The sequence below is a fragment of the Pseudomonas fluorescens NCIMB 11764 genome (assembly GCF_000293885.2).
GTDB lineage: Bacteria > Pseudomonadota > Gammaproteobacteria > Pseudomonadales > Pseudomonadaceae > Aquipseudomonas > Aquipseudomonas fluorescens_B.
Genome location: NZ_CP010945.1, coordinates 776,622 through 788,713, shown reverse-complemented (window position 1 = coordinate 788,713; position 12,092 = coordinate 776,622). Strand labels below are relative to the sequence as shown.

The following is a 12,092-nucleotide window of genomic DNA, read 5'->3' as shown; positions in this document are numbered from 1 at the left end:
TCCGGGTTTTTAGCGGACGTTCAGGGTGAAACCGACCCGCGTCAGCCACTCCGCTTCCAGGGCGAAGTCGGCCTGGGTCAGCTGGTTTTCGTCCAGCCAGTTCTCCGGGAACTGCACATCCAGGCTGTGGCCATTGGCGTGCAACACCACCTGAGGCATTTCCTGGGTGCCGCGGATGTGATGGAACAGGATCGCAAAGCGCAGCAGTACGCACAGGCGAATCAGCTTGATGCCATCGTCGCCAAAATCGGCAAACCGGTCCTTGGGAATATTGCGGCGGTGGCCGCGCACCAATAGCGCGAGCATCAATTGGTCTTCGCGGGAGAACCCGGCAAGGTCCGAGTGCTCGATCAGGTACGAACCGTGTTTGTGATACTGATAGTGAGCGATGTCCAGGCCCACTTCATGGACCTTGGCGGCCCAGCCCAGCAACTCGCGCCAGACGCCGTCATCCAGGTCCCAATCCTCGGCCACCTGATCGAAGGCATGCAGCGCCTTGCGTTCGACCCGCGCCGCTTGCTCCAGATCGACGTGGTAACGCTCCATCAGCGAGCTGAGCGTGCGCTCACGGACGTCTTCATGATGATGACGGCCCAGCAGGTCATAGAGCACGCCTTCGCGCAGGGCGCCTTCACAGTGGTCCATGCGCTGGAGTTCGAGGGCATCGAAGATTGCTTCGAGAATGGCCAGGCCGGCCGGGAAAATCGCCCGGCGGTCAGGCTTGATGCCCTCGAAGTCGATTTTCTCGACGTCGCCGAGTTTGATCAGCTTGCGCTTGAGCCAGGCCAGGCCCTGGGCGTTGACCTCGCCCGAGCCATGACCGCCGGCCTTCAGCGCCAGGCCGATGGCGCGGATGGTGCCTGAGGAGCCGATGGCTTCATCCCAGGTCAGGCGGTGCAGGGCGTGTTCAATGCTCATGATCTCCAGCCGCGCCGCCGTGTACGCCTGGGCGTAGCGGGCCGGGGTGATCTTGCCGTCCTTGAAATAGCGCTGGGTGTAGCTGACGCAACCCATTTGCAGGCTTTCGCGCAGCAGCGGTTCGAAGCGCTGGCCGATGATGAATTCAGTACTGCCGCCGCCGATGTCGGCCACCAGGCGCTTGCCCGGGGTGTCGGCGAGGGTGTGGGACACACCGAGGTAGATCAGGCGCGCTTCTTCGCGGCCGGAGATGACTTCTACCGGGTGACCGAGGATTTCTTCGGCGCGGTGGATGAATTCGTTGCGGTTGCGGGCTTCACGCAGGGCGTTGGTGCCGACGATCCGCACGGCGCCCTGGGGCATACCGTTGATCAGTTGGGCGAAGCGCTTGAGGCAATCGAGCCCGCGCTGCATGGATTCTTCACTGAGCTGGCGCTCTTCGTCGATGCCCGCGGCCAGCTGGACCTTCTCCCCGAGACGCTCGAGAATACGGATTTCGCCGTTCTGGGCCTTGGCCACGACCATGTGAAAGCTGTTGGAGCCCAGGTCGATTGCGGCGATCAGGGACAGATTCTTGGCTTGGGATTGCGGCATGGTCAGGGGGTCTCGGTCGATAACCCAGACATCGTGCCACGATCAAACGCTGACGCCAACGCGCAGTGTTCAAACCCTTGATCCTGCGCAACCCTGTAGATGACCGCAGCGCGGTCAATCGCGGGCAAGCCCGCGATGAGGCCATCACAGACCTTAAAGAGCTTTCAGGCTGTCGCTTCCACAGTACCAATGAAATTCGCCAGCTCCGCCGTCTGCGGATTCGCGAACAGAATCTTCGGATCCCCGACCTCATGCACCTTCCCCAGATGCATGAACACCAACTTATCCCCAACCTCCCGGGCAAAGCGCATTTCATGGGTGACCATGATCAGCGTCATACCCTCTTTGGCCAATTGCCGAACCACGCTCAGCACCTCATTGACCAATTCCGGGTCCAGCGCCGAGGTGATCTCGTCACACAGCAACACCTTGGGCGACATCGCCAGCGCACGGGCAATCGCCACGCGCTGTTGTTGCCCGCCGGACAGCCGATCCGGGAAGGCATCAAACTTCTCGCCGAGCCCGACCCGTTCCAGCATCTCCCGCGCCAACTCCGCCGCTCTGGCCTTGGGCACTTTCTGTACCACCTGGGGCGCGAGCATCACGTTTTCGCCCACGGTCAGGTGCGGGAACAGGTTGAACTGCTGAAACACCATCCCGACTTTCTGCCGCAGGCTGCGCAGGTCGGCGCGGGCGGCATCGAGGTATTCGCCATCGACTTCGATGACCCCGTCGTTGATCGACTCCAGGCCATTCAACGTGCGCAGCAACGTCGATTTGCCCGAGCCGCTGCGGCCGATGATCGCCACCACCTGGCCTTCCTCGACGCTCAGGTCGATGCCTTTGAGCACATGGTGGTCGCCGTAATATTTATGCAGGGCGGAAATTCTAAGCAGAGGCATGCAGTCTCCTTTCCAGGTAGCGCGCACTGAGGGACAAGGGGTAGCAGAGCAGGAAGTAACCGAGGGCCACGAGGCCGTAGACCATGAACGGTTCGAAGGTTGCGTTGGCGAGCATGCCGCCGGTCTTGGTCAGCTCGGTGAAGCCGATGATCGAGGTCACGGCGGTGCCTTTGACCACTTGCACCGAGAAACCCACGGTCGGCGCCACGGCGATGCGCAAGGCTTGTGGCAGGATCACGTAGCGCAGTTGCTCCAGCGGGTTGAGTGCCAGGCTTGACGAGGCTTCCCACTGACCGTGGGGGATCGACTCGACGCAACCGCGCCAGATCTCCGCCAGGTAAGCGCTGGTGAACAGTGTCAGGGCTATCGCCGCTGCCATCCACGGCGAAATCTCCAGGCCGGCCAATGCCACACCGAAGAACACCAGAAACAGCTGCATCAACAGCGGCGTGCCCTGAAACAGCTCGATGTAGGTGCGGGCGAAACTGCGCGGCAGGGCTTTCTTTGAGATGCGCATGACCATGATCAGCAAGCCGATCAACCCGCCGCCGATAAACGCCACCAGCGACAGCGCCAGCGTCCATTGCAGGCCTGTGAGCAGGTTGCGCACGATGTCCCAGAAGGTGAAATCGCTCATTGGCCGCTCCTTGCTATGTAGCGACGGCCGATCCAGTTCAGTAACTGACGGATCAGCAGCGCCATGCACAGGTAAAGCAATGTGGTCAGGGCATAGGTTTCAAAGGCGCGGAAGTTGCGCGACTGAATGAAGTTGGCGGCAAAACTCAGTTCTTCGGTGGCGATCTGCGAGCAGACAGCCGAGCCGAGCATGACGATGATGATCTGGCTGCTCAGCGCCGGCCACACTTTGCCCAGCGCTGGCAGCAGGATCACGTGGCGGAAGGCTTCGAGCCGGGTCATCGCCAACGCTGCAGCGGCTTCCAGTTGCCCACGGGGAATCGCTTGAATGCCAGCGCGGATGATCTCGGTGGAATAAGCCCCGAGGTTGACCACCATGGCCAGCACCGCGGCCTGCCATTCGGAAATCTGCACGCCCAGCGATGGCAAACCGAAGAAGATGAAAAACAGCTGCACCAGAAACGGCGTGTTGCGGATCAACTCGACGTAGACCCCGAAAATCGCCGAGAACGGGCGGATGTTCCAGGCACGCACCAGCGCCCCGACGATGCCCAGGCCCACGCCGAGCACCGCGCCGATGGCCGTCAGTTCAAGGGTGAACAGCGCACCGCGCAACAGCAGGTCGGTGTTTTGCACCACCGGTATGAAGTCGAACTGATAAGACATATCGAGTCTCCCGAGCGACGATCAGAGATCGGCCGGCAGCGGCTCTTTGAGCCAGGTCTGTGAATTCTTTTCCAGCGCGCCGTCGGTCTTGGCAGTGGCGAGGATCTGGTTGACCTTGCCCAGCAACGCCGGCTCGTTCTTGTTCACACCCACGTAGACCGGCGAATCCTTGAGCTTCACTTTCAGTGCCGGCACGCGTTTCGGGTTTTTCTCGCTGATCGCCACCATCACCACGTTGCCGCTGGCGATCAGGTCGACCTGGCCGGCGAGGTAGGCGGCGATGGTCGAGTTGTTGTCCTCGAAGCGCTTGATGGTCACGCCTTCGGGGGCAACCTTGGTCAGCTCGATGTCTTCGATGGCGCCACGGGTGACGCTGACGGTTTTGCCCTTGAGGTCGTCCAGGCTTTTGATGTCGGCGTCCGGCGGACCGAACACAGCGAGGTAGAACGGCGCATAGGCGCTGGAAAAATCGATGACTTTCTCGCGCTCGGGGTTCTTGCCGAGGCTGGAAATCACCAGGTCGACTTTACCGGTGGTGAGGAACGGGATGCGGTTGGTGCTGTTGACCGGCGTCAGCTCAAGTTTGACCTGGAGCTGGTCGGCCAGCAGTTTCGCGGTGTCGATATCGAGGCCGCGGGGTTTCATGTCCGGACCGACCGAGCCGAACGGCGGGAAGTCCTGAGGCACGGCCACCTTGAGGACGCCGCGCTTGACCACCTCGTCCAGGCCGTCGGCGTGGGCGGGCATCTGGCTCAGCATCAGGCTGGCAAACAGGGAAGCGAGGAGGGCGCTGTAACGCAGGGTCATGGCAAATCTCCGGATCGGCGAGGAATGATTTCTGCGGATCGACAGAGCACGGGCCATGCCAACATTGGGGTTTAGCGGTGCGAAGCCACGGTTTTGCTGGCGTTGTACGGTCTTACTGGTCTGAACAGTCGCGCCGCGTTTCGCACTCCGATAGCGCATCGTTGGTCATCGCCGAACCCCGGTGGGGCACGACTTGCCGGGCGCCGCGAATAGCTTTAAAACTAGCCGCTCATTCGCCTGGTTCGTCTGAAAACCATGAACTCGATCTCCCGAGCCGTACCTGAAGTGGCGCTGCAAGCCATCCGCAAATTGATCGCCGAGCAAGGATTCGGGCCGGGGGATGCCTTGCCCTCGCAACGTGACCTGGCGGTGCAGTTGGGGGTGAGTCGGGCGTCGTTGCGCGAGGCGTTGTCGTCATTGAGTGCGTTGGGTGTGATCAGCATTCAGCCGGGCAAGGGCGTGTTCGTGCAGGCACCGGTGGAATTGCCGCGATTCGATGCGACGCCGGGCTGGCCGTTCGCGGCCCAGGCTTCGCCGCTGGACATCTTCCAGTTGCGCTATGCCCTTGAAGGTTTTGCCGCCGGGCTGGCTGCCGTGACGTTGAGCACCGATGAGCTCGATGCTTTGGAGGACAACGTCGCTGCGATGCGCAATGAATTGAAGGTGGGCGATTTTGAGGCGGCGGCACGCCTGGACTTCGAATTCCACCGGCGCATCCTGCTGGCCAGCGGCAATCAGGCGATGCTGAGCATTCTCAGCGCCAGCGCCGACATCTTTCTGGAGAGCCAGAAGCTACCGTTCATCCGGGCAGAGCGAGCCATGGAAACCTGGCAGGAGCATCGTAAAATCCTCCGCGCGCTGGCCCGGCGCTCGTCCGGCGCGGCGCAGAAGGCCATGCACGAACATGTGCGCAACGCCGCCCTGCGCACCGGGATTGCCTTCGTCGCTCCCGCCACGTCCTGACTTGAGCTATACCCAAACTCATGCACCACCATAGCGAGACTCAATCATCTGCACCTTCCTGAACGAAGGAAGGGCGGCTATGATGGGCCACGTTTTTTTGCTTACAACCTGGAGACTTCCATGAGCAGCGATCTTATCAAACACGTTAGCGACGCTAGCTTCGAGGCCGACGTACTCAAGGCCGAAGGCGCTGTACTGGTCGACTACTGGGCTGAATGGTGCGGCCCTTGCAAAATGATCGCTCCTGTTCTGGACGAGATTGCTGAAACCTACAAAGGCAAGCTGACCGTTGCCAAACTGAACATCGACGAAAACCAGGAAACCCCGGCCAAGCATGGCGTGCGTGGCATCCCGACCCTGATGCTGTTCAAGAACGGCAACGTTGAAGCGACCAAGGTCGGCGCACTGTCGAAGTCGCAACTGGCGGCTTTCCTCGACGCCAACATCTAAGCGTCGCTGTAAAGTGTCCGAAAAAAGGCCCCGCATATTGCGGGGCTTTTTCGTTATTGAGGGCTAGACGCTCCGAAACTCAGGTGGTACATTCGGCCCCGCACTGGTTTCTCCATTGCCCCCTGCTAGCCGTCGCCGACGCACTCCTTTTCGAATAAGTACGCGATCCTGTCGCCTTCTCTGCGGCGCGGCCTCATTAAGCCAAAAGCTTAATTTCCCCCCCTCCATAAATGATTACGTCATTCCTATATGAATCTGACTGAACTCAAGCAAAAGCCGATTACCGAACTGCTCGAATTGGCCGAACAGATGGGCATAGAAAATATGGCCCGTTCGCGCAAGCAGGACGTGATTTTCTCCCTGCTCAAAAAGCACGCTAAAAGCGGCGAGGAAATCTCCGGTGATGGCGTGCTGGAGATTCTCCAGGACGGCTTCGGCTTCCTGCGCTCCGCTGACGCTTCCTATCTCGCCGGCCCGGACGATATCTACGTCTCGCCGAGCCAGATCCGCCGCTTCAACTTGCGCACCGGTGACACCATCGTTGGCAAGATCCGCCCTCCGAAGGAAGGCGAGCGTTATTTCGCGCTGCTCAAGGTCGACACGATCAACTACGATCGTCCCGAGAACGCGAAAAACAAGATTCTCTTCGAGAACCTGACCCCGCTGTTCCCGACCGTGCGCATGAAGATGGAAGCCGGCAACGGTTCCACCGAAGACTTGACCGGTCGTGTCATCGACCTGTGCGCCCCGATCGGCAAAGGCCAGCGCGGTCTGATCGTTGCGCCGCCGAAAGCCGGTAAAACGATCATGCTGCAGAACATCGCGGCGAACATCGCACGTAACAACCCTGAAGTTCACCTGATCGTGTTGCTGATCGACGAACGTCCGGAAGAAGTGACCGAAATGCAGCGCACCGTGCGCGGCGAAGTGGTTGCCTCGACGTTCGACGAGCCGCCGACCCGCCACGTGCAGGTTGCCGAAATGGTGATCGAGAAGGCCAAGCGCCTGGTCGAACACAAGAAAGACGTGGTGATCCTGCTCGACTCCATCACCCGTCTGGCTCGCGCCTACAACACCGTGATCCCGAGCTCCGGCAAAGTGCTCACCGGTGGTGTCGATGCCCATGCCCTGGAGAAACCGAAACGTTTCTTCGGCGCTGCGCGGAACATCGAAGAAGGCGGTTCGCTGACCATCATCGCCACCGCACTGGTTGAAACCGGTTCGAAGATGGACGAAGTGATCTACGAAGAATTCAAAGGCACGGGCAACATGGAACTGCCGCTGGATCGTCGTATCGCTGAAAAACGCGTCTTCCCGGCCATCAACATCAACCGTTCCGGCACCCGCCGCGAAGAGTTGCTGACCGCCGACGACGAGTTGCAGCGCATGTGGATCCTGCGCAAGCTGCTGCACCCGATGGACGAAATCGCCGCCATCGAGTTCCTGGTCGACAAGCTGAAAACGACCAAGACCAACGACGAGTTCTTCCTGTCGATGAAACGCAAGTAACACGCAGTCCGCTGCAAAAAAGGAGCGCCCCGAACAGGGCGCTTTTTTTTTGTGCATGAGATTTGTGTCTTGATTGATAACTTTCACCTCGCCGCGATGTCCCTTTCGAATCGGTTTTGTATCGGATACGACAAGGGACGTTATGCATACATTTGGCAGTCGCCGTGACATTGACGGCTTGCGGGCTCTGGCCGTTATTCCGGTCGTGCTCTTTCACTTCGGTTTCAGCACGTTCAGCGGTGGCTTCGTTGGCGTTGATGTTTTCTTTGTCATTTCCGGGTTCCTGATTACCAGCATCCTGTTCCGTGAGATCAGTGCGCAGCGTTTCAGCTTCGTCGATTTCTGGGCGCGCCGTGCACGACGCATCATTCCGGCGCTGAGCGTGGTGCTGTTGGTCACACTGGCACTGGGCTGGTTATTGCTGACCGCCAAGGACTTCTCCGAGCTGGGGAGGACGGTGCGTTATCAGGCGCTGTTCATTTCAAACATTCTGTTCATGCGCGAAGATGGTTACTTCCAGCCGGCGTCGGATTTGAAGCCGTTGCTTCATACCTGGTCCCTGGCCGTTGAGGAGCAGTACTACATCTTCTTTCCGCTGTTGATGGTGTTGTTGATGCGCCATGTTCGCCATTGGCGCTGGATGCTGTTTGCTGTGCTGTTGATCTCCTTCGGGCTGAACATCGCATATATCGATCGTAAACCCGACTTCACTTTCTTTTCGCTGCCAACGCGTGCCTGGGAGTTGTTATGCGGCGCGATGCTCGCGGTCCTGCCTGCGCGCAAACACGCTGTTCGACCCTGGCTCGCTCAGTCTGTGGGTGCTGCCGGGTTGGCGGCTGTTCTACTGGCGGTGTTCACGTTTGACCGGGGGACGGTGTTTCCAGGCTGGGCAGCGTTGTTGCCGGTACTCGGTGCCACCGCGCTGATCTGGTCGGGCGGGCAGGGTTCGACCTGGGCCGGCCAGCTGTTGAGTGCTCGCGTGTTCGTCTGGATCGGTTTGCTCTCCTATTCCTTCTATCTGTGGCATTGGCCGGTCTACGTCTATGCCAATGCCATTTCGATCGACGGTATTCAGCCCTGGGAGGCTGCAGGCTGGATACTGCTGGCGCTGGGCCTGGCCTGGTTGAGCTGGCGCTTCGTCGAGCTGCCGTTCCGTGATAAACGCCTGCTGGCCGGACGCAAGCCCGTGCTGGTCGGCGGCTTGATGGCGATGGCTGTCCTCGCTGTGACGGGCTCCGTCGTGCGTTCGCAGGAGGGTTTCCCCCAGCGTCTGAGCGGCAAAGCGCTGGAATATGCGCAGGCCAGGGAATGGCGCGCCGGGCAGATGAAATGCATGCTGGTGACCAAGGACAAGACGTTCGACAAGGCCTGTCTGCTCGGTGGCAATCAGGAGGTCCCGGCCACCCGACTGGTATGGGGCGATAGCCATGCCGCGGCGTTGATGCCGGCCATTGAAAGTGGCGCCAGGCGCGAGGGTCGCCCGGTGTGGCTTTACAGCATGAGCGCCTGTCCGCCGGTCCTCAGCGATGACCCGCGCCAGCGCTGCAAGGACTTCAACGAACAGACCATGGAGCAGGTTCGTCGCCTGCAGATCAAGGACGTGGTGCTGGCATCCAACTGGAGTCTTTACGTTTACGGTCGTGAAGACGGCGACAAAAAGGTCTTGCTTAACTCCCGCGACAATACGGCTCAGGCTGAGGCGCGCATGGCTTCGGCGATCGAAGCGCGGGTGGCGGCGATCAGGGCTACGGGCGCGCAAGTCTGGCTGTTCAAGGAAGTGCCGCTGCAGCGCAAGGGCGCCATCAGCCGGCTGACGAGTCTTGCCCGGATCGGGCGTTCGGCCGACGGACTGGGGCGCCCGCTCGATGAGCACCTGGCTCGCCAGCATTTTCTCGGCGGCTTGTTCGATTCGATGAGCGCCGCCGACCCCGGCGTGCACGTCATTGACCCAACGCCACTGATGTGTGCGGACAACGTCTGCGGCATCGAGGTCAATGGGCATTCGAAGTACAAGGATGAGGATCATCTCTCGGACACTGGCAGCGCCCGGCTGAGTCCGCTGTTTACGCCGATGCTGCTGGGTGCAAATCACAATTGATCGTGCTGTTTTAACGCCAGAGCAGGTAGGATGTACGCCTATTTTCGGGGTGGCATCTTCAATGAAATTCAAGGACCTTCGGGATTTCGTGCAGCAACTTGAGCAGCGCGGAGAGTTGAAACGCATCCAGATTCCCGTCTCTCCAGTGCTGGAGATGACGGAAGTCTGCGACCGCACGCTACGGGCCAAAGGCCCGGCGCTGTTGTTCGAGAACCCCACCGGCTACGACATCCCGGTTCTGGGCAACCTGTTCGGCACCCCCGAGCGGGTGGCCATGGGCATGGGCGCCGAAGCGGTGAGCGAACTGCGCGAGATCGGCAAGCTTCTGGCGTTCCTCAAGGAGCCCGAGCCACCGAAAGGCCTGAAAGACGCTTGGTCCAAGCTGCCGATCTTCCGCAAGATCATCGCCATGGCGCCCAAGGTCGTCAAAGACGCGGTGTGCCAGGAAGTGGTCATCGAAGGCGAAGACGTCGATCTCGCGATGCTGCCGGTACAGACCTGCTGGCCCGGCGACGTCGCCCCGCTGATCACTTGGGGCCTGACCGTCACCAAGGGTCCGAACAAGGACCGCCAGAACCTCGGCATCTACCGTCAGCAAGTGATCGGCCGTAACAAGGTCATCATGCGTTGGCTGAGTCACCGTGGCGGCGCGCTGGATTACCGCGAGTGGTGCGAGAAGCATCCGGGCCAGCCGTTCCCGGTGTCTGTAGCGCTTGGCGCCGACCCGGCGACCATTCTCGGCGCCGTAACGCCGGTGCCGGACAGCCTCTCTGAATACGCCTTTGCCGGCCTGCTGCGCGGCAACCGCACCGAACTGGTGAAGTGCCGCGGCAACGACCTGCAAGTGCCGGCCACCGCCGAAATCATCCTCGAAGGTGTGATTCATCCCGGCGAAATGGCCGACGAAGGTCCCTACGGCGATCACACCGGCTACTACAACGAAGTCGACAGCTTCCCGGTGTTCACCGTCGAGCGCATTACCCATCGGATCAAACCGATCTACCACAGCACCTACACCGGTCGTCCGCCGGATGAACCGGCGATCCTCGGCGTGGCGCTGAACGAAGTGTTCGTGCCGATCCTGCAGAAGCAGTTCCCGGAGATCACCGATTTCTACCTGCCGCCGGAAGGTTGCTCGTACCGCATGGCCATCGTGACCATGAAGAAGTCGTATCCCGGCCATGCCAAGCGGGTAATGCTCGGTGTCTGGTCGTTTTTGCGACAGTTCATGTACACCAAGTTCGTTATTGTCACCGATGACGATATCAACGCACGGGACTGGAACGACGTGATCTGGGCCATCACCACGCGCATGGACCCCAAGCGCGACACGGTGATGATCGACAACACGCCGATCGACTACCTCGATTTCGCCTCGCCGGTCTCCGGCCTGGGGTCGAAAATGGGACTCGATGCCACGCATAAATGGCCGGGCGAAACCACGCGCGAGTGGGGCCGGGTGATCGTCAAGGATGATGCCGTGACCCAGCGGATCGATGCCATCTGGAATCAGTTAGGAATAGATTGATGCGTGTAACCTTGCAGCCCTCCGGAGCGGTGCTTGAGATTCTGCCCGGCGAGCGGATTCTCGATGGCGCACGCCGTCTGGGCTATGAATGCCCTCAAAGCTGCCGCAACGGCAATTGCCACGTGTGCGCCGCGCTGCTGGTGGAAGGACGGGTCGAACAGGCCGGCGATGTGCGCGACCATGGCGAGTTCTACACTTGCATAGCAGAGCCGCTGGAAGACTGCATCGTGCTGTGGGATGGCGTGCTTGCGCAGGGAGAATTGCCGGTGCGCAGCTTGTCATGTCAGGTCATTGAGTGCAGGGACGTCGGCGGCGACACCTGGCGCGTGCGCCTGCGCGCACCGGCGGGCAAGCCGCCGCGTTATCACGCCGGTCAGTATTTGATGATCGAGCGCGAAAGCGGCGAGAAGTCCGCTTTCTCCCTGGCCTCGGCGCCCCACAGCGGGCGCGATCTGGAAATCCATGTACTGGCGCGCGAAAGCAGTGCGCTGAGCCTGATCGAACAGCTGCAACGCAATCCGATGGTGCGGATCGAAATGCCGTTCGGTGATACCCACCTGGCGGAATTGCCGGATGGGCCGTTGGTGTTGATCGCTGCGGGTACGGGCATGGGCCAGATCCACAGCCTGATCGAACATTGCCGGGCTTCGGGCTTCAAGCATCCGGTGCATCTGTATTGGGGGGTGCGTCGTCCCGAAGACTTTTATGAGATCGAACATTGGGATGAATGGCTGAAACTGCCCAATCTGTTCCTGCATAAAGTCGTCAGCGATCAATGTGGCTGGCCGGGGCGCTGCGGGATGCTGCATGAGGCGGTGTGTGAGGATTTCCCGGATTTGAAAGCGCTGCATGTCTACGCCAGCGGTTCTCCGGCAATGGTCTACGGCACGCTGGATGCGCTGGTGGAAGCGGGGATGGATGCTCATCAGATGCGTGCGGATGTGTTTGCGTACGCGCCGCGCGCTTGAATCGCGATATTGATCCGCGCGTTCAATCGTTATAACTTCATATATAGCCGATC

The 12,092-nt window shown here is 60.4% G+C and carries 11 protein-coding genes; 6 read left to right on the top strand and 5 right to left on the bottom strand.

What is annotated here, in order from left to right; translation table 11 throughout:
- Window positions 1–9: 9 nt before the first annotated feature.
- The 5 genes from ppx to B723_RS03645 form a co-directional block, all read right to left on the bottom strand.
- Window positions 10–1,512, bottom strand: coding sequence for an exopolyphosphatase (gene ppx, locus B723_RS03665; protein ID WP_017341408.1), 1,503 nt, complete (start codon window positions 1,510–1,512; stop codon window positions 10–12).
- Between the two features lie 164 nt (window positions 1,513–1,676).
- Entirely contained in the window at window positions 1,677–2,414 is a 738-nt protein-coding gene (locus B723_RS03660) for an amino acid ABC transporter ATP-binding protein (protein ID WP_017341407.1), read from the bottom strand.
- Entirely contained in the window at window positions 2,401–3,051 is a 651-nt protein-coding gene (locus tag B723_RS03655; protein WP_017341406.1) for an amino acid ABC transporter permease, read from the bottom strand. The genes B723_RS03660 and B723_RS03655 overlap by 14 nt, the downstream gene beginning before the upstream one ends.
- A complete protein-coding gene (locus tag B723_RS03650; protein WP_017341405.1) occupies window positions 3,048–3,716 on the bottom strand; it encodes an amino acid ABC transporter permease in 669 nt (222 codons plus the stop codon). Before B723_RS03650 ends, B723_RS03655 begins: the two co-directional genes overlap by 4 nt.
- Before the next feature lie 21 nt (window positions 3,717–3,737).
- A complete protein-coding gene (locus tag B723_RS03645; RefSeq protein ID WP_017341404.1) occupies window positions 3,738–4,523 on the bottom strand; it encodes a transporter substrate-binding domain-containing protein in 786 nt (261 codons plus the stop codon).
- Window positions 4,524–4,778: 255 nt separating this feature from the next.
- On the opposite strand from B723_RS03645, the gene B723_RS03640 reads away from it, so the two are divergent.
- From B723_RS03640 to B723_RS03615, 6 genes are all read left to right on the top strand, one after another.
- Window positions 4,779–5,486, top strand: a complete 708-nt coding sequence (locus B723_RS03640) for a FadR/GntR family transcriptional regulator (RefSeq protein WP_017341403.1) — start codon at window positions 4,779–4,781, stop codon at window positions 5,484–5,486.
- Between the two features lie 120 nt (window positions 5,487–5,606).
- A complete protein-coding gene (trxA, locus tag B723_RS03635) occupies window positions 5,607–5,936 on the top strand; it encodes a thioredoxin TrxA (RefSeq protein WP_003206727.1) in 330 nt (109 codons plus the stop codon).
- 249 nt (window positions 5,937–6,185) lie between these two features.
- A complete protein-coding gene (rho, locus tag B723_RS03630; protein WP_007942421.1) occupies window positions 6,186–7,445 on the top strand; it encodes a transcription termination factor Rho in 1,260 nt (419 codons plus the stop codon).
- A 142-nt stretch (window positions 7,446–7,587) separates the two neighbouring features.
- Complete coding sequence (locus B723_RS03625) at window positions 7,588–9,543, top strand: acyltransferase family protein (protein ID WP_017341402.1); 1,956 nt, start codon at window positions 7,588–7,590, stop codon at window positions 9,541–9,543.
- A 61-nt stretch (window positions 9,544–9,604) separates the two neighbouring features.
- Window positions 9,605–11,071, top strand: coding sequence for a 4-hydroxy-3-polyprenylbenzoate decarboxylase (ubiD, locus tag B723_RS03620; RefSeq protein ID WP_017341401.1), 1,467 nt, complete (start codon window positions 9,605–9,607; stop codon window positions 11,069–11,071).
- Complete coding sequence (locus tag B723_RS03615; protein ID WP_017341400.1) at window positions 11,071–12,039, top strand: CDP-6-deoxy-delta-3,4-glucoseen reductase; 969 nt, start codon at window positions 11,071–11,073, stop codon at window positions 12,037–12,039. The genes ubiD and B723_RS03615 overlap by 1 nt, the downstream gene beginning before the upstream one ends.
- Window positions 12,040–12,092 lie beyond the last annotated feature (53 nt).